Source organism: Duganella fentianensis (assembly GCF_964031615.1).
Lineage (GTDB): Bacteria > Pseudomonadota > Gammaproteobacteria > Burkholderiales > Burkholderiaceae_D > Rugamonas > Rugamonas fentianensis_A.
The window spans coordinates 258147-275722 of sequence record NZ_CAXIQN010000019.1 but is presented as its reverse complement, the minus strand read 5'-3'; the positions used below and the strand labels follow the sequence as shown (position 1 = coordinate 275722).

Sequence of the window (17576 nt, the reverse complement as noted above, 5' to 3'; positions counted from 1 at the left end):
CTACTCGGGAGACACCATGGAACACGCCTACCTGTACGACGCCATCCGCACCCCGCGCGGCAAAGGTAAAAAAGACGGCAGCCTGCACAGCATCAAGGCCATCGATCTGCTATCAGGGTTGATGCAGACGTTGCAGCAACGCCATCAGATCGATACGTCGCGCATCGACGACGTGGTGCTGGGCTGCGTAACGCCGATAGGCGAACAGGGTGCCGATATCGCCAAAACTGCGGCGCTAGCCGCCGGCTGGGACTGGAAAGTTGCCGGCGTACAGCTCAACCGCTTCTGTGCCTCGGGACTGGAAGCGGTCAATCTGGCGGCACAAAAGGTCCGCTCGGGCTGGGAAGAACTGGTGGTGGCCGGCGGCGTGGAATCCATGTCGCGCGTCCCCATGGGCACGGATGGCGGCGCGTGGGCGAATGATCCGGCCACCAGCATACGCACGGACTTTCTACCGCAAGGCATAGGGGCCGATCTGATCGCCAGCATCGACGGCTATAGCCGCAGCAGCGTCGATGCCTATGCGCTGCGCTCGCAACAGAAGGCTGCCGCCGCGCAGGCAGCAGGCCGCTTCCGTTCTGTCGTGCCGGTACTGGATCAGAACGGCGTACTGGTACTGGGCCATGATGAATTCATCAAACCCGGCACCACGCTGGAGACACTGGGCGCGCTCAAACCATCGTTCGCCCAGATGGGAGCGGCTGGGTTTGACCAGCTGGCATTGCGCCGCTATCCGCAATTGCAGCAGGTACAGCACGTCCACACGGCAGGCAACTCGTCGGGCATCGTCGATGGTGCGGCGCTGGCCCTGATCGGCAACGCCGCGATGGGGCAGCGGCTCGGCTTGCGCCCCCGCGCACGCATCGTTGCCGCTGCCGTGACAGGGAGTGATCCGGCCATCATGCTGACCGGCCCAGCGCCCGCTGCCCGCAAAGCCCTGCAGAAGGCGGGGCTGAGCATCAACGATATCGACCTGTTCGAAGTGAACGAAGCTTTTGCCTCCGTGGTTCTGCGCTTTATGAACGAACTGGAGGTGCCCGAACACAAGGTCAACGTCAACGGCGGTGCCATCGCACTGGGACATCCACTGGGTGCCACCGGCTGCATGTTACTGGGGACGCTGATCGATGAACTGGAAGCGCGCACCCTGCGCTACGGCATGGTCACACTGTGCGTGGGCGGCGGCATGGGCATCGCCACCATCATTGAACGGGTATGAACGGAAGCGCCATGATCAATATACAACAACAGCAACAGCGCTGCGTCGTCACGCTGCATACCCGCAGTATCAATCCGCTCAGTGCTCTGTGGCAGGATGCATTGCAGCAGCTGCTAGAGCAGCTGGAGCAGCTGGCCGCCAGTGCGCAGACTGGCGCCGTAGTCCAGATCAATTTCGAAGGTAGCCCGCCCGACTACCAGCTGGAACAGGTCGCAGCATTGGGGCGGGCGCAGGCCAGTGCCTGTATGCAGCGGCTGGCCAGCTACCAGCAGTTACTGCGCCGGCTGGAGCGGCTGAGCATACCGGTGCTGGCTATCCTTCAAGGTCAGGTGCTTGGTCACGCCTGGGGCTTAGCACTGGCCTGCCATCGCCGCTACGCCCTCGGCGCCGGACAGTTTGGCCTGCCACAAGCCACACTGGGGCTGATGCCCTGCGGCGGCGCCCTGGTGCGCTTCGGACGACTGCTCGGTCTGCAAACAGCCCTGCCCCTGCTGCTCGACGGCGCTGCACTGGACAACGCCAGCGCACTGCAACTGGGGCTGCTGCACGGCGCTGCCGCCGACGCGCCCGCATTGTCTGCGCTGCTTGCCGCCGCGGCCAACAGCGCTATGCCGCCGCAGCAGCCATGGGATAGCACCCGTCCGGCATTGCCGGGCGGTGCCCTCGACAGCGCTGCCAATCGGGCTTTCCTGCAACTGGCACCCGCGCGGCTACGCACACGCCACGCGCAGGATGTGCCCGCCGAGCAGGCCATTCTCTGCGCGCTGGCAGAAGGGTTGCTGGTGGATTTCGACACGGCCGTGTTGATCGAAAGCCGCTATTTCTGCCAGATTGCCATCGCATTTCAAGGCTGACTTCGTAAGTTTGTCCAGAACAATTGTGTTTAACTTTCAATCAACAGAAAAACCGTTAATTTCTGCCTGAAAAATCGCCGAAATATAGCCTCCAAATGGCGATTTTTCACTCTGAGCGACGTTTTTTTCATCATGATTGTAGGAAAACAAAAAAAGTCTGAAAGATATTGTCATTTTTCATGTGATTTCCCCGCTATCAGTGATACATTGCGCTCTGGTGTAGCCTTATTTGTGCTGGCGCCTTACCGGCATAAAAACTGAAAGATTAAAATCACGCGATGTACTCCAGCATTCCCGTCCCGTCTCCGCGACATGAATTGGATAACCTCATGGAGGAGGCTGGCGACGTTGTATTCCGCGTCAGTGCCGATGGACAGATACTGTTTGCCAGCCACCGCGCCGTCCAGCTGATTGCTGCGGCCGCGCCACTGGCGGGTACCGCACTGGTTCAACTGCTCACCGAAGATGACCGCCCTGCGCTGCAAACGGCGCTGACGGATGTGCTATCCGGTGCGGCGAGCCGTCTGTTCGAGAGTCGTATCAAGTGCGCCGCCAGCGAGACGCCGTTCGAGTTGCGCCTGTCCTGCTACACCAGCCAGCAAGGCAGCCGGGAACTGCTGGTGGTGGGCCGCAATATGGCGCAGCAGCGCGCCACCGAAGAGCGCTTGCGCCACATGGCCACCCACGATGCGCTGACCGAGCTACCCAACCGCTTGCTGCTGTCCGACCGTATCCGCATGGTCATCGCCAATGCGCGCCGTTCCGGCCAGAGCTTTTCCGTCGCCTGCATCGGACTGGACGGCTTCAAGAAAGTCAACGATGGGCTCGGCCATCCGGTCGGCGATGCCGTATTGCGCACCGCCGCCAGCCGGCTGCGCAAGACCCTGCGTGATAGCGATACCCTGGCGCGCGTGGGCGGCGACGAATTTGTTGCGATTTTGCCCGGCACCGCCACCGAAGCGCAGATCAAACTGGTCACCGGCCGGCTGATTGCCACCTTGCAGTCGCCGTTCGAAATCGACAGCCACACCATCTATGTGGGCGCTTCGGTCGGCGTGGCCGTGTATCCCCAGCACGCCGAAGAAGAAGGCCGCCTGCTGGCGCTGGCCGACGTGGCCATGTCGCGTGCCAAGGAAACGGGCAAAGCCCGCTGCGTGGTGTACAGCCAGAACCAGTCCGGCCCGCCCGAACATGATATTTCGCTGGAAGCGGCCATGTTCCAGGCCGTGCGCGAAGGCGAATTCCTGCTGTTCTACCAGCCCATCGTGGATGCCCATACGCGCGAAATCCAGGGTTTCGAAACGCTGATGCGCTGGAAGCACCCGACGCTGGGCATGGTGCCGCCGGCCCGCTTCATTCCCATCGCTGAAACGAATGGCCTGATCAATCTGCTGGGCGCCTGGGCGCTCAAAGCCGCCTGCGTGCAACTGCGACAGTTCGAGGAAGTGGCCAAGCGCCCGCTCTACATTTCAGTGAACATCAGCCCGCGGCAATTCCGCAACGACAAATTTCTGGACGTGCTGGACGATGCCATCGCATTCTCCGGCTTACAAGGTGAGCAATTGGTTCTAGAAATTACAGAGGGCACGCTGATGGTCGATCCGGTACATGCCGAGTCCATCCTGTCCAAAATGGCCGAACGCAAGGCGCGCATCGCGATTGACGATTTCGGCACCGGCTATTCTTCGCTGGCCTATCTCAAGCGTTTCCCCATCTCGGTGCTGAAAATCGATCGCACTTTTATCCGCGACTTGCCGAATTCGGAGAAAGACGCGGCCATCTGCAATGCCGTGCTCGATCTAGCCAAACACCTCGATCTGTCGGTAGTGGCCGAAGGCGTCGAAACGGAAGACCAGCTGGCCTATCTGCAGCAGCGCGGCTGCCAGTACATTCAAGGCTATCTGACCGGCAAGCCAATGGCGGCCAACATCGCCATGGCCGCGCTGCGCGAAAGCATGCATCTGAAAATCGTCCAGCCTGATCTGCGGCAGGTGGCCAAATGAGCGTCCGTAGCACAGGCAACGCACTGGGCGACGCTACGCTGGCCACGCTGTGGGAAAGCACGCGCCGGCGCGGCGACATGCCGGGCTTTGCCAAGGCTATCAGCGCGATTCTGGGCGCCATGCGGGGCGAGGACGAGCAGGAATTCAATATGACGCGCACGGTGCTGTCCGACCCTGTGCTGACCCAGAAAGTGCTGCGATTGGCCAATAGCGGTATGTATGCCGCCTTCGGCCAGCACATCAGTACGGTCTCCAAAGCCGTGCAGGTGCTGGGCACGGATGCCATCGGCCATCTGGCACTGGGCTTGAAACTGATCGAGGAACTGTCGGGCGCTTCGTCCGATGCCACGGCCTCCCATGTGGAGATGGAAAAGGCCGTGCTGGCCGGTATCGTCGCACAGCAGATCGCCAACACGGCCGAAAGCCGCCATGGCGAAGAAGCCGTGGTGTGTTCCATGCTGCATACGCTGGGCCGTATGATGCTCACCTACTACATGCCGGAACGCTGGCACGAGATACAGCGCAGCGCAGCGCAGGAAAACTGCGACGTCGAGACTATCGCGCCCAAGCTGCTGGGACTGGGGCTCGATGAAATCGGCCACGCTGCCGCCTTGCACTGGGGCCTGCCGGCCGGGCTGATCAACGGTATGCGCAAGCTGGCGCCGCCCGAGCCGGGTGGTGAAATCAGTTCTTCCGACTGGATAGCCGGTCTGTCCACCATGTCGGCCGCCTGTGCCGAATCGCTGTGGAATGATGACGAAGCCGGTGCGGCAGCCGTGGCGCAACTGGCCGACGCCTATTCGGCCATGCTGGGCGTGCTGCCGGAAAAGCTGATGGGCGCCATCGAGCAAGCCAAAGTGGTCGCCGCCAACGACCTGACCATCGCGCCGCTGTCGAAACCGGCCGAACGGCGCGCCAAGGCGCTGGCACGTACGCGCCAGCGCGATGCGGGCAACCAGATACTGCTCAGCGGTCTGGCCGATATGCGCGACATGATCCATACGGCCAATCCCGGCCAGATGGTGCAGATCGCGCTGGAAACCGTGTTCAAAGGGCTGGAATTCTCCCGTGCACTGGCCTTTGTGCGCAATCGCAAGGACAGCCAGTACGCTGCCAAGATCGGTTTCGGCAACGACATCCGTGACATCCTGCCTCAACTGGTGTTCGAAGATACCTATCAGCCCAACGTATTCCATGCAGCACTGAATAGCGACCGCGTGATCTTCATCGAGAATGCACGCGACGCCAAGTTCGCCGCCAAACTGCCGGACTGGTGGCGCAACACCTTATCGGCGGCGCACAGCTTTGTGATACTGCCGCTATCGGCCAACGGCCAGTCGGCCGGCTTCCTGTATGGCGACTGGGACGACAGCTTCCCTCCTATCGAACTGAGCCAGACCGAGTTCGGTCTGCTCAACGATATGCGGGCTCTCGTGGTGCGTGCCGTGCTGAAGCGCCATCAGCAGGAAACTGTCAGCAAATAATCCGCTGACAATGCTGGCTAGTGGCCATCGTGCTGCTGCCAGCGTGCCGACAACATGGCTGCCCCCAGCGCCAACAAACTCAGCAGCGCCGCCACGTAATACACCGAGGCTGGCCCTGCTTCCTGCCACCACTGGGCCAGAAACAGCCCGCCCAGCGAACCGCCTATACCGTACGACAGGCTCATGTAGAGCGCCTGCCCGCGCGCCTGCAGGGGGCCGGAGAACCAGCGCTGCAAGGTCATCACCGCCGAGGAATGATGCAGCGCGAAGGTGGCCGCGTGCATCAGTTGCGCCACCAGTAATAGCCACAACAGATGCGCCGCCATACCGATCATGACGAAGCGCGCCGCCGCCAATAGCAGCGTCACATACATCAGCTGCATGGGACGCCAGCGGCGGAACAGGGGCGCCTGAAAATAGAACAGCGCCACTTCCGCCAGCACACCGAGCGACCACATGGCGCCGATCACCGTCTTGCTGTAGCCGTTGCGTTCCAGATACAGCGAATAAAAGGTGTACAGCGAAGTGTGGGCGGCCACCATCAGCGCGGTGGAACAGAAGAAGGCGATCACTTCGCGCCGGCGCAGCAGCGTCAGCAAAGGCAGCGGCACTTCCTGATGGCGCTGGCGCGGCACATCGTGCAGACGAAACGCCGCCACGATGGTCAGCACCAGCAGGCCGGCAGCAATGGCGGGCAGCGCCACGATGCCGTAATGGTCGAGCGCATAGGCCGATGCGGAGACGGCGACGATGAAACCGATCGAACCCCACATGCGGATGCGGCCATAATGGGTCAGATCGCCGCGCATTTCGGACAGCATCAGCGCTTCACAGATGGGCGCCTGTCCGCTGGTAAACAGATTCAGTACCACCATGGCCAGCATGAAGTGGCCGAAAGTGGAGCCGAAAAAGAAACCGGAGAAACCGATCAGTGCAGCGAAACCGGCCATCCGCAATACGGTGACGCGGCGATCATAGTGATCCGCCACATAGCCCCAGACATTGGGGCCGATGATGCGCAGCACCTGTATCATCGACATCAGCACGCCGATCTGCGCCACCGTCATGCCGTGGTCGGCAAAGAACAGCGTGGCGTAGGTCGACCAGGTTCCTGCGTGCGCGTAGTAGCAGAAGAGGAATAAGGCGAAGCTGAAGGCCTGAGCCGGCACCGCTTACAGCGCGATGTTAGGCGTATGCACCTTGACGTCGCCACACTGGGCGCGGTGCATCAGCGCATGATCCATCAATACCAGTGCCAGCATGGCTTCGGCGATCGGCGTAGCACGGATACCGACGCAGGGGTCGTGGCGACCGAAGGTTTCTACCAGCACGGGATTGCCATCCTTGTCGATCGACTGGCGCGGCGTACGGATAGACGAAGTGGGCTTGATAGCGATCGAGACGGTGATGTCCTGCCCCGTCGAAATACCGCCCAGCACGCCACCGGCGTTATTACCGATAAAGCCTTGCGGCGTCAGCTGATCGCCGTGTTCGCTGCCCTTCTGCACCACCGACTGGAAGCCGGCGCCGATTTCCACGCCTTTCACGGCATTGATGCCCATCATGGCGTAGGCAATATCGGCATCCAGCTTGTCGTAGATAGGCTGACCCAGACCGACGGGAATATTCTGTGCAATCACATCGATCTTGGCACCGATCGAATCGCCCTCCTTGCGCAGCGCATCCATCGCCGCTTCCATGCGGGCGATCAGTTCGGCATCGCCACTGGCAGCGAAGAACGGATTGTCATGCACGTGGGCCCAGTCCTGGAACGGTACGGCGATGTCGCCCAGCTGGCTCATGCAGCCTTTGAACACGGTGCCGTACTGCTGCTGCAGCCATTTCTTGGCAATCGCGGCGGCGCCCACCACCGGCGCCGTCAGGCGGGCCGAAGAACGGCCGCCGCCGCGCGGATCGCGCACGCCGTATTTATGCCAGTAGGTGTAGTCGGCGTGGCCGGGACGGAAGCTCTCGGCAATATTGCCGTAATCCTTGCTGCGCTGGTCTTCGTTGCGGATCAGCAGCGCAATCGGGGTGCCGGTGGTCACACCCTGATAGACACCGGACAGGATTTCCACCGTATCCGATTCCTGCCGCTGGGTCACATGGCGCGACGTGCCGGGCTTGCGGCGGTCCAGTTCCGGCTGGATATCAGCTTCCGTCAGCGGCAGTCCCGGTGGGCAGCCATCGATCACGCAGCCGATGGCCGGACCGTGCGACTCACCAAAGGTTGTAACGGAAAACAATTTACCAAAAGTATTACCGGACATAGGAAGAGAATCTTTGGAAAAAGGTGGAGAATTCCGTATTCTACCAGCCAGAGCCCCTCTCTGCGGCACTGCGAAATTAATTTCCACTTGGCAATTTTTCCTTGGTAGAATTCCTAATGATGCAAAAAAATTCAACACCGTTGCACAGCGCCACACAGCGAGGTGCAAAAGAGTAGGAAAACTGCATTCTTTTTGACAATTCACTATATACTGAACCGAAGAACACCAAGCAATCCTGGAGAAGCGACACATGCCCCCACCGGTCACACCACTTGATCCAGCCAAGGACGATCAAGACGATCTGGTATTCTTAGAAGAGCATCCGGCTACACCCGTTGCCATGGGTGTGCGCAATGTATGGCGGGTCATGATTATCGATGACGACGAAGACGTCCATTCGACCACTACCTTTGCGCTGGGCAACCTCGACATGCAGCACCGGCAGCTGGAGTTCGTTCACGCCTATTCGGCTGCGCAAGCACGTGAATTACTCAAAACGGAAAAAGAGATCGCTGTCATTCTGCTCGACGTGGTGATGGAGCAGGACGATGCCGGCCTGCATCTGGTGCGCTACATCCGCGAAACACTGGGGCTGAGCGATGTGCGGATCATCCTGCGCACGGGACAACCCGGCTATGCGCCCGAAATCGATGCCATCCGCGACTTCGATATCAACGACTACAAGACCAAGTCGGAATTGACGCGGATCAAATTATTTACCACCGTCACCTCCGCTATCCGCTCCTACGAGCAGATCCGCAAGATCAATGACAGCCGTCGTGGCCTGAGCCAGATCGTGCATGCCAGCACCCAGCTGATGTCGCTACACGGCGTGCACAATTTTGCTGCAGGCGTGCTGGGCCAGATCGCCGAGTTGCTGGGTCAGCAGGCCAGCGGCGTGCTGTGCGTGCTGGAATGCCCGGAAGATGGCTGCCGTGAACTGATGGTCATGGCCACCGTCGGCCCCTATCACAAGTTCGATAACACCACCCTGACCGTACGCTGTGACCAGCGCATCCACGATGCGATGGAACTGACGCTGGCGCAGGGCCGCAATGTGTACGGCCCCGATTATGTGACGCTGTATTTCGCCGGCAAAGCCAGCCGTGATTTCGTCGCCTTCCTCGACGTCAAGACGGCACCGACGGAAATCGACGAACGCCTGCTGGAAGTATTCTGCGCCAACGTGGCCGTCGGCCTCGACAACGTGGAACTGGTGAGCCACCTGCACACGGCGGCGTTCTACGATCAGCTGTCCAAACTACCTAACCGCACCCGACTGATCGAAATCCTCGACGCCACCCTGACCAGCCCTATCCGCGACGAAACCACCCTGTCGCTGGTTGACCTCGATCACTTTGCCGAAACCAACGATGCGCTAGGCCACCGCTTCGGCGATGCCCTGCTGCTGGCCGTGGCTGGCCGGCTGCAGACAGAACTGGGCGATGCGCTCACCGTGGCCCGTCTGGGTGGCGATATCTTCTGCGTGCTGGGCGATTCCTCGCAAGTCAATCCGGCCAATATCCTCACGCTGTTCCAGCGCCCCTTCAGCATCGACGGCCAGGACGTACAACTGTCCGCCACGCTGGGACTGGTGCGGCTGGGCGAACATGAAGGCGGCGGCGTCGACGTGCTGAAGGATGCCGACATCGCCCTCAAACGCGCCAAAACCCAGCAGCGTTCCGGCCACTACTATTTCTCGCGCTCGATGGGCGTAGAAATCCGCGAACGGGTGCGCATGATGCACGCGCTGCGCAAGGCCTTCGGCCAGAACGAACTATTCGTGGTCTACCAGCCGCAGATCGATCTGGAGACCCGTCGCCCAAAGGGGGCCGAAGCCTTGCTGCGCTGGCAGACGCCAGACGGCAAGTTTGTTTCGCCTGACCGTTTCATTCCGATTGCCGAATACTCGGGCCTGATCATCGATCTGGGCGAATGGGTGCTGCGTACCGCCTGTCGCGAGCTGGTGGCACTGCACAAGGCTGGCCACACTGACTTCATGATGTCGATCAACGTGTCGCAAGTCCAGTTCCGTCACCCCTACTTCCTCGAAATGCTGCGCAAGGCACTGGAAGATACAGGCGCACCACCCGAGTTCGTCGAACTGGAAATCACCGAATCGATGGCCATGGAGGAGCCGGATCTGCTGATCAAGATGCTGGCCCAGATCAAGCAGACGGGCGTGAGCATTGCCATCGACGATTTCGGCACGGGTTTCTCGTCGCTATCCTATCTGCAGCGCCTGCAGATCGACAGGCTCAAGATAGACCGCGCCTTCGTCACGGAAATCACTGGCTCCGCACGTGGCAGCAGCATTGCCGAAATGGTGGTGCAACTGGGCCGCAATCTGGGTCTGGCTGTGATCGCGGAAGGGGTGGAAGACGAACGTCAGGCGCAAATCCTGCATGCACTGGGTTGTCCGCTGGCGCAGGGCTTCCTGTTCGCCCGTCCGATGACGGCCGATGCCCTGAATGGCTGGCTCAGCAACGAAGCCCTGCAAGGCGCCGCCTGATCCCCTGCAAAACTGAGCCCCAACAAAAAAGCCATGCAATGCATGGCTTTTCTCTTTAGCGCCTACGCTTTTTTAGTCGGCTGCCTGCTCGGCGGTTTCACCGGGCCAGTCACGGATATAGGCTTTCAGCATGCGGTTCTCGAAGCTCTGGGCTTCCAGCACAGCGCGTGCCACGTCGTAGAACGAAATGACGCCGAGGATGGTCTTGGCATTCATCACCGGCAGATAGCGCGCGTGCTTTTCCAGCATGATGCGGCGCACTTCATTGACTTCCGTATCGGGCGTGACCGTGATCGGGTGATCGTCCATATGCTTGCGCACGGTGCCGCCACCGACCGCACCGCCGTTCTCGTGCAGTGCGCGCAGCACTTCGCGGAAGGTCAGCATACCAGCCAGATCACCAAACTCCATCACCACCAGCGAACCGATATCCTTTTCCGCCATGATGCTGGCTGCTTCGGACAGTTGCTGGTCAGGGTTGATGGTGTAGAGAATACTGCCTTTAACCTGAAGAATTTCCGAGACTTTCATGGGGGCCGTCCTATCGACTGTGGGCTGACTATGGGCTGACTATGAGCTAAATTAAGCGTTATGGTTATATGCGCCGTATTGGGAATGTAGCCTATGCCCAGCAAAAAATCCAGCGCTCTCGATAATCAATTCCCAACATTGTTGCAGTGCTGTCGCCATGGCGGAATTCGGGGTAGCATGCCGTCCATACCAACAACTCACACGAGACAACATGAGCGGCCCACACTATCCCGGCTTCGATACGCTAGCCCTGCATGCCGGCGCAGCCCCCGATCCCGCCACCGGCGCGCGCGCCACCCCGCTGTACTTCAGCGCCTCGTTTGCTTTCAAGGATGCCGACCATGCGGCCGCTCTGTTCAATATGGAGCGGGCCGGCCATGTGTACAGCCGCATTTCCAACCCCACCAATGCCGTGCTGGAGGAACGCATCGCCGCGCTGGAAGGCGGCGTGGCGGGCATCGCCACAGCCAGCGGTCAGGCCGCCATGCATCTGGGGCTGGCGACCATTGCCGGTGCCGGCAGTCACATCGTCGCCTCGCGCGCCCTGTATGGCGGATCGCACAACCTGCTGGCCTACACGCTCAAACGCTTCGGGATAACGACCAGCTTCGTCGATCCGCGCGACCTCGACGCGTGGCGCGCCGCCATCCGCCCCAACACCCGTGTGCTGTTCGGCGAAACGCTGGGCAATCCGGGACTTGATGTACTCAACCTTCCCGCGCTTGCGGAACTGGCCCATGAACACCATCTGCCGCTGATGGTCGATGCCACTTTCACGACGCCCTATCTGCTCAAGCCGCTCGATCATGGGGCCGACCTGATCTTCCACTCGGCGACCAAATTCCTCTGCGGCCATGGCACCGCCATCGGCGGCCTGCTAGTCGATGGCGGCAGCTTCGACTGGCACGCTGCCCATCAGGCCAGCGGCCGTTTCCCCGAACTGTGCGAGCCGTACGAAGGCTTTCACGGCATGGTGTTTGCGGAAGAATCCACGGTTGCGCCGTTTGCGCTGCGCGCGCGACGCGAAGGCTTGCGCGACTTTGGCGCCGCCATGAGCCCGCACAATGCCTTCGCCATCCTGCAAGGTATCGAAACGCTGGGCCTGCGTATGGACCGGCACGTGGCCAATACCCGCAAGGTGGCCGAGTTCCTGCTTAAGCACGACGCTGTTGAAAAAGTCGTGTATCCGGAGCTGCCCGACCATCCCGACTATGCGCTGGCGCAGCGCCTGCTCCCCAGAGGTTGCGGCGCCGTGCTGACCTTTGATCTCAAGGGCGGCCGTACTGCTGGCAAGCGCTTCATCGATAGCCTGCAACTGTTCTCCCATCTGGCCAATGTGGGCGACGCCAAGTCGCTGGCGATACATCCGGCTTCCACCACGCATTTCCGCGTGCCGGCTGAACAACTGGCGCAAGCCGGCATCGGTGAAGGTACGCTGCGCCTGTCCGTAGGGCTGGAAGATGGCGACGATCTGCTGGAAGATCTGGGCCGCGCTCTCAAACTGTCGCAGAAAGGAGGCTGAGATGCTGTTCCACGTACAAGGCCGGCCGGCCTACTGCTACACGGGCGGCAAGCCGCTCGACACCAGCCTGCCCGCCATCGTCTTCATACACGGCGCCCAGAACGATCACAGCGTCTGGGCGCTGCAGAGCCGCTATTTTGCCCATCACGGTTATGCAGTACTGGCAGTCGACCTGCCCGGCCATGGCCGCAGTGCCGGCCCTGCACTGACCTCCGTACCAGCCATGGCGCAATGGCTGCTGGCCCTGCTGGAGACAGCGGGCCTCGCGCAGGCTGCCCTGTGTGGTCACAGCATGGGCTCGCTGATCGCGCTGGAAGCCAGCCATCAGGCACCGGCCCGCGTCAGCCGTCTGGCGCTGTTAGGCAGCACCTATCCGATGAAAGTGTCGCCCGCGCTGCTGGACACGGCACGTAATGACGAACATAGCGCCATCGATATGGTGAACATCTATTCCCACGCCAGCCTGCTGGGACGCTCGGCCAGCCCCGGGGTGAACACCACGGGGGTAGCACAGCGCCTGATGCAGCGCATGTCCACCATCAACCCGCAGCAGCTGTTCTTTACCGACTTCACGGCCTGCAATGAGTACGCCAATGGCGAGGCGGCGGCACTGGCGGTGCAATGCCCCACCCTGCTGATCAGCGGCGCACGGGATATGATGACCCCGCCCAAATCAGCCCGTCTGCTGAGCAGCAGTATCGCCCATGCAAAAACGGTGGTAGTGAATAGCGGCCATTCGATGATGAGCGAGCAGCCCGATGCTGTGCTCGATCACCTGCTGACCTTCATGCACGGCTAGGCACGGGCAGCGGTAGCATCAGCGAGCATTAACGAACATCAATTGGTCCGAAATGCTCGCCCAGCGTCTTGCCCAGCCCTGCTTCCACCGCCGTCTCCACTTCACGTGCCAGTGCAGCGGCATCGCGCGCGGCCTGAATGTCGCGCTCATCGTCACTGTCGTTGACCACACCGGCATTGATGGACATACCGGCAAACACGAACAGACGATAGACTTCGGCCAGGGTCAGCTTGTTGACGTTGGCCAGCAATACCCAGTGGTCGCCGCCATCCGTCACGCGCTTGCCCCATTGCACACGGGCCGGCGCATCGATCTTGACGCGCCCTACCCAGCCCTCTCCGACCATTTTCTCCAGCAGATTATCCATTTCATCGAAGCCGAGGCGGGTGCGGGCACGGATCGCACCGGCACTGACCAGCGCCGTGTCTCCGCACACGGAAGCCACAAACAGCACGCGCAGGATGGCCATGGCATCGACAAACTCGCCTCCGGGCTGGGCTTCATGCCACCAGCGCTCGTATTTCACCACCGGCAGAGCAGCGACCAGCAAGGCGCCGAACAGGGTAATCATCCACGACACGTAGACCCACAGCAGGAACAGCGGCATGGCAGCGAGCGCGCCATAGATCTTGGAATAGGCGGGGAACTGGGTAATGAACACGGCAAACCCGCGCTTGGCCACCTCGAAGGCCACGCCGGCCACCAGCCCGCCCCATGCGGCATCCTGCCAGTCCACATCACGGTTGGGCACGGCCATGTACAGCAGTGTAAAAGTAATCGTGGTCAGCGCCAGTGACAGCAGGGCGTAGATCAGCGCACCGATCACGGGGATATCGCCGATCAGATCACTGGTGGCCATGAATACATGCGAGGACAGCGTCAGCGATACGCCGATCAGCAAAGGCCCCAGCGTAATCAGCGCCCAGTAGACCAGTATACGCTTGGCCCAGCGGCGCTCGGCACGCACGCGCCAGATGCGGTTGAACACCCGCTCGATCTGCCCCATCATCGCCACCGACGTCAAAATCAGCGCCACCGCACCCACCGCCGACAGGCGCGTGGCCTTGGAAGCAAACATGGTCAGATAATTGAGGATGGTGCTCGATATCGTCTTCGGCATCACGCTCTGGACGAAATACGCTTCCAGCGAGGCGCGGAAGGTATTAAACATGGGGAAGGTGGTGAATATCGCCAGCGCGATGGTCAGCAGCGGCACCAGCGCAAACACGGTAGTGAAAGTCAGGCTACCGGCCACTTGGGGCACGCTTTCCTCGCGCAGACGACGGCGCGCAAACATCAGCAGATCGCGCACTTCCGCCCACGACAGCGAGCGCACGGTATCGATACCGGATTGGCAACTACGCGACAGATACTGGAAAACCGGACGTATTATTTTTTCAGACATGTATAAAAACCAAAAACCACGGGGAACACGCGTTCCTATCCGCCAAAGCGCCCTATAATACCGCCGATGAACCAAGCTAATCTGATTATTCTCGTATTGTTTTACTCGCGCCACGGTGCCACCCGCAAACTGGCCGAACTGATCGCGCAGGGAATCGAAAGTGTACCGGGCTGCGACGCCCGTTTGCGCACGGTTCCCGCCGTTTCCACTGTAGCCGAAGCCACCGAGGCCGATGTGCCGGCCGAAGGCGCGCCCTATGTGGAGCCGGAAGATTTGCAGGAATGCGCCGGCATCGCCGTCGGCTCGCCTACCCGCTTCGGCAATATGGCCGCTGCCATGAAATACTTCTGGGATGGCACGGCCACCCAGTGGCTGTCCGGCGCGCTGGCCGGCAAACCGGCCTGCGTGTTTACTTCCACGGGCAGCCTGCACGGTGGCCAGGAATCCACCCTGCTATCGATGATGATACCGCTATTCCACCATGGCCTGATGGTGCTGGGACTGCCCTACACCCATCCGGAGCTGATGACCACTGCCAGCGGCGGCACGCCATACGGTGCCAGTCACTGGGCCGGTCTGGATGGTAAAAAATCCTTTACCGACGACGAAAAGAAACTGGCGATCGCACTGGGCCGGCGTCTGGCGGAAACCGCCCTCAAGCTGCGCGCGCCACAATAAGGAAGCCTTTTATGGAAAGCCGACTGCAGAAATTCTTCCATCTGGGTGCCATCGGCAGCCTGATCACGCTGATCATCTGGTGTCTGGCATGGGAACTGGCGCTAGCGCCCCTCAAACCGGGCGGCTCGTGGCTGGCTTTAAAGGCAGCACCGCTGCTGCTGCCGCTGGTGGGCGTGTGGAAGCGCGATGTGTACACGCTGCAGTGGACTTCCATGATGATACTGCTGTACTTCACCGAAGGTGTGGTACGGGGCTGGAGCGACCGCGGCCAGCTGTCAGCGTGGCTGGGCTGGGGTGAGGCGCTGATTGTGGTGGTCTACTTCATCTGCGCCATCATGTATGTGCGCCCGTACAAAAAGGCAGCCAAAAAGATGGCCAGGGAACTGCTAGCCAAGGTCAAGGAAAACACCGTTCCATGAGCGCTTTTCTACAGCAATGCCGCGACCTGATAGGGGCCGGCTACGTGCTGGAGACAGCGCAGGAGATGGCGCCCTTTCTGAACGACTGGCGCGGACGGCATACCGGTAACGCACTAGCCGTGCTGCGCCCGGGTAGCGTGGAGCAGGTGGCGGCACTGGTGCGGGCCTGTGCCGAACATGCGGTGCCTATCGTCCCTCAAGGCGGCAATACGGGGCTGGTGCTCGGTAGCGTACCCGATCGTTCCGGTCAGGCCGTGGTGCTGTCGCTTGGACGGCTGAGCCGTATCCGCAAGATCGACGTGGCCAACCGCACCATGACGGTGGACGCGGGCTGCATACTGGCGCAGATCCAGCAGGCTGCCGCTGCCGAAGGCTGTCTGTTTCCCCTTTCGCTAGCTGCCGAAGGCAGTTGCACCATCGGTGGCAACCTCTCCAGCAATGCGGGCGGCACGGCCGTTCTTCGCTACGGCAATACGCGCGAGCTGTGTCTGGGGCTGGAAGTGGTCACGCCACAAGGTGAAATCTGGGATGGGTTGCGCGGTCTGCGCAAGGATAATACCGGCTACGATCTGCGTGATCTGTACATCGGCGCGGAAGGCACGCTGGGCATCATTACCGGCGCAGTCCTCAAGCTCTACCCGCAACCGCAAGCGAGCATCACGGCACTGGCAGCCATGGCGTCACCCGAGCAGGCACTCCAGCTGCTCAAACTGATGCAGGACTATTGCGGTGCCAGCCTGACGGGTTTCGAGCTGATGTCGCGCATCTGTATGGAACTCGTGGCGCAGCAGTTCCCCGCCCTGCCGCAACCGATCGCCGCCGCCCACAGCCAGTACGTGCTGCTGGAGCTGTCCAGCAACGAATCGGAGCAGCATGCGGTAAGCCTGCTGGAACGTGCCATCGGGGCTGCACTCGACAGCGCCATCATCAGCGATGCGGTGGTCGCTAGTTCGGTGGCCCAGTCGCAGTCGCTGTGGCAGTTGCGCGAACATATACCGCTGGCGCAAGCCAGGGCGGGCAAGAATATCAAGCACGATATCTCGCTGCCCGTGTCACGCATACCGGAATTCATCGCCGCCACTGCGCCACTGCTGGAACAGGCCTTCCCCGCCTGCCAGCTGGTCTGCTTCGGCCATCTGGGCGACGGCAATCTGCACTTCAACGTGGCGCCGCCCGATGGCGTGGGTCATGAAGCTTTTCTGGCCAATCAAGCCGCCGTCAACCGGCTGGTATATGACAGCGTCCAACAGTTTGGCGGCTCCATCTCGGCGGAACATGGCATAGGCGCGCTCAAAAAAGACGATTTGCTACGCTACAAATCAGCAGTAGAAATAGCGCTGATGCGTTCCATCAAAGCTGCGCTCGACCCGCAAGGCATTATGAATCCCGGTAAAATTCTGTGAACGGGATCGTCATGTATCTGCCCCATCTGGCTGCTGCAGTATGCTGCATGGCTGCCTGGGCCGCCTGTGCGCGCGCCAGCCAACCCGACCAGCAGACGCTGCAGCGCTGCAGTCAGGACGGCAAAATTAGCTACACCAACCAGCCATGTCCCGACGGTGCGCACAGCACCACTCTTACCGTACCCGCAGCCCCGCCAGCCGATCCGGCCAGTGCAACCGAACTGGCGCGGCAGACTGCGCTGGCCGAGCAACTGCGCCAGCAGCGCGAACGGCGTGCCGCGCGCGAGGAACGGGTGGAGCAGCGCGCCAATCTGGCTGCACGCCAGCAGCGCGAGAAGTGCGCACGCTTGCAGATGGCGCAGCGCTGGGCCACCGAAGATGCCAGCCGTGCGCCAGTACCCCAGCGTGAGGCGGCCCAATTGAAAGCCAGCCGTGCTGCGCAGACGCTGGCGCGGGAGTGCCCGCGCTAATGTCCAC

General features: G+C 61.1%; 15 protein-coding genes. 11 read left to right on the top strand and 4 right to left on the bottom strand.

Features of this window, described 5'->3' with window-relative positions; all coding sequences use genetic code 11:
• Positions 1 to 16: 16 nt before the first annotated feature.
• The 4 genes from ABNT42_RS13880 to ABNT42_RS13865 all read left to right on the top strand — a co-directional run bounded on the left by ABNT42_RS13880 (position 17) and on the right by ABNT42_RS13865 (position 5560).
• Positions 17 to 1219 (top strand): acetyl-CoA C-acetyltransferase, encoded by a 1203-nt coding sequence (locus tag ABNT42_RS13880; protein ID WP_348697863.1) that lies wholly within the window; start codon positions 17 to 19, stop codon positions 1217 to 1219.
• Positions 1220 to 1230: 11 nt separating this feature from the next.
• A complete protein-coding gene (locus ABNT42_RS13875; RefSeq protein ID WP_348697861.1) occupies positions 1231 to 2073 on the top strand; it encodes an enoyl-CoA hydratase/isomerase family protein in 843 nt (280 codons plus the stop codon).
• 329 nt (positions 2074 to 2402) lie between these two features.
• Positions 2403 to 4076, top strand: a complete 1674-nt coding sequence (locus tag ABNT42_RS13870; RefSeq protein ID WP_348697860.1) for a GGDEF domain-containing protein — start codon at positions 2403 to 2405, stop codon at positions 4074 to 4076.
• Complete coding sequence (locus tag ABNT42_RS13865) at positions 4073 to 5560, top strand: HDOD domain-containing protein (protein ID WP_348697859.1); 1488 nt, start codon at positions 4073 to 4075, stop codon at positions 5558 to 5560. Before ABNT42_RS13870 ends, ABNT42_RS13865 begins: the two co-directional genes overlap by 4 nt.
• A gap of 17 nt (positions 5561 to 5577) precedes the next feature.
• Here the strand turns inward: ABNT42_RS13865 and ABNT42_RS13860 are convergent, their stop codons facing one another.
• A complete protein-coding gene (locus tag ABNT42_RS13860; RefSeq protein ID WP_348697857.1) occupies positions 5578 to 6729 on the bottom strand; it encodes an MFS transporter in 1152 nt (383 codons plus the stop codon).
• Positions 6730 to 6732: 3 nt separating this feature from the next.
• Positions 6733 to 7830: a chorismate synthase gene (aroC, locus tag ABNT42_RS13855; RefSeq protein WP_348697855.1), complete on the bottom strand. Its 1098-nt coding sequence runs from the start codon at positions 7828 to 7830 to the stop codon at positions 6733 to 6735.
• Between the two features lie 250 nt (positions 7831 to 8080).
• Between aroC and ABNT42_RS13850 the strand changes: the two genes are divergently transcribed.
• Positions 8081 to 10342, top strand: coding sequence for an EAL domain-containing protein (locus ABNT42_RS13850; protein ID WP_348697854.1), 2262 nt, complete (start codon positions 8081 to 8083; stop codon positions 10340 to 10342).
• A gap of 72 nt (positions 10343 to 10414) precedes the next feature.
• Here ABNT42_RS13850 and ABNT42_RS13845 read toward each other — a convergent pair whose 3' ends face one another.
• Complete coding sequence (locus tag ABNT42_RS13845; protein ID WP_348697853.1) at positions 10415 to 10873, bottom strand: CBS domain-containing protein; 459 nt, start codon at positions 10871 to 10873, stop codon at positions 10415 to 10417.
• 211 nt (positions 10874 to 11084) lie between these two features.
• On the opposite strand from ABNT42_RS13845, the gene ABNT42_RS13840 reads away from it, so the two are divergent.
• Both ABNT42_RS13840 and ABNT42_RS13835 read left to right on the top strand, forming a co-directional pair.
• Positions 11085 to 12395: an O-acetylhomoserine aminocarboxypropyltransferase gene (locus ABNT42_RS13840; protein WP_348697852.1), complete on the top strand. Its 1311-nt coding sequence runs from the start codon at positions 11085 to 11087 to the stop codon at positions 12393 to 12395.
• A gap of 1 nt (position 12396) precedes the next feature.
• A complete protein-coding gene (locus ABNT42_RS13835) occupies positions 12397 to 13194 on the top strand; it encodes an alpha/beta hydrolase (RefSeq protein WP_348697850.1) in 798 nt (265 codons plus the stop codon).
• Between the two features lie 28 nt (positions 13195 to 13222).
• Here ABNT42_RS13835 and ABNT42_RS13830 read toward each other — a convergent pair whose 3' ends face one another.
• Positions 13223 to 14599, bottom strand: a complete 1377-nt coding sequence (locus ABNT42_RS13830) for a YihY family inner membrane protein (RefSeq protein ID WP_348697848.1) — start codon at positions 14597 to 14599, stop codon at positions 13223 to 13225.
• Between the two features lie 66 nt (positions 14600 to 14665).
• On the opposite strand from ABNT42_RS13830, the gene wrbA reads away from it, so the two are divergent.
• From wrbA to ABNT42_RS13810, 4 genes are read left to right on the top strand one after another with little or no spacing between them, the layout of a single operon-like run.
• Positions 14666 to 15277, top strand: coding sequence for an NAD(P)H:quinone oxidoreductase (gene wrbA, locus ABNT42_RS13825; protein ID WP_348697846.1), 612 nt, complete (start codon positions 14666 to 14668; stop codon positions 15275 to 15277).
• Between the two features lie 11 nt (positions 15278 to 15288).
• On the top strand, positions 15289 to 15696 hold the full coding sequence (locus tag ABNT42_RS13820; RefSeq protein WP_348697845.1) for a DUF2069 domain-containing protein: 408 nt from the start codon (positions 15289 to 15291) through the stop codon (positions 15694 to 15696).
• Positions 15693 to 17099 (top strand): FAD-binding oxidoreductase, encoded by a 1407-nt coding sequence (locus ABNT42_RS13815; RefSeq protein ID WP_348697843.1) that lies wholly within the window; start codon positions 15693 to 15695, stop codon positions 17097 to 17099. Before ABNT42_RS13820 ends, ABNT42_RS13815 begins: the two co-directional genes overlap by 4 nt.
• Complete coding sequence (locus tag ABNT42_RS13810) at positions 17096 to 17569, top strand: DUF4124 domain-containing protein (RefSeq protein WP_348697841.1); 474 nt, start codon at positions 17096 to 17098, stop codon at positions 17567 to 17569. The genes ABNT42_RS13815 and ABNT42_RS13810 overlap by 4 nt, the downstream gene beginning before the upstream one ends.
• The last annotated feature ends 7 nt before the right edge of the window (positions 17570 to 17576 follow it).

Excerpts from the sequence above, each read along its gene's own strand:
- ABNT42_RS13830 (WP_348697848.1), bottom strand. The coding sequence starts at position 14,599 with ATGTCTGAAAAAATAATACGTCCGGTTTTCCAGTATCTGTCGCGTAGT.
- ABNT42_RS13820 (WP_348697845.1), top strand. The coding sequence starts at position 15,289 with ATGGAAAGCCGACTGCAGAAATTCTTCCATCTGGGTGCCATCGGCAGC.
- ABNT42_RS13840 (WP_348697852.1), top strand. The coding sequence starts at position 11,085 with ATGAGCGGCCCACACTATCCCGGCTTCGATACGCTAGCCCTGCATGCC.
- ABNT42_RS13835 (WP_348697850.1), top strand. The coding sequence starts at position 12,397 with ATGCTGTTCCACGTACAAGGCCGGCCGGCCTACTGCTACACGGGCGGC.
- ABNT42_RS13865 (WP_348697859.1), top strand. The coding sequence starts at position 4,073 with ATGAGCGTCCGTAGCACAGGCAACGCACTGGGCGACGCTACGCTGGCC.
- ABNT42_RS13845 (WP_348697853.1), bottom strand. The coding sequence starts at position 10,873 with ATGAAAGTCTCGGAAATTCTTCAGGTTAAAGGCAGTATTCTCTACACC.
- ABNT42_RS13880 (WP_348697863.1), top strand. The coding sequence starts at position 17 with ATGGAACACGCCTACCTGTACGACGCCATCCGCACCCCGCGCGGCAAA.
- ABNT42_RS13870 (WP_348697860.1), top strand. The coding sequence starts at position 2,403 with ATGGAGGAGGCTGGCGACGTTGTATTCCGCGTCAGTGCCGATGGACAG.
- aroC (WP_348697855.1), bottom strand. The coding sequence starts at position 7,830 with ATGTCCGGTAATACTTTTGGTAAATTGTTTTCCGTTACAACCTTTGGT.
- ABNT42_RS13815 (WP_348697843.1), top strand. The coding sequence starts at position 15,693 with ATGAGCGCTTTTCTACAGCAATGCCGCGACCTGATAGGGGCCGGCTAC.
- ABNT42_RS13850 (WP_348697854.1), top strand. The coding sequence starts at position 8,081 with ATGCCCCCACCGGTCACACCACTTGATCCAGCCAAGGACGATCAAGAC.
- ABNT42_RS13875 (WP_348697861.1), top strand. The coding sequence starts at position 1,231 with ATGATCAATATACAACAACAGCAACAGCGCTGCGTCGTCACGCTGCAT.
- wrbA (WP_348697846.1), top strand. The coding sequence starts at position 14,666 with ATGAACCAAGCTAATCTGATTATTCTCGTATTGTTTTACTCGCGCCAC.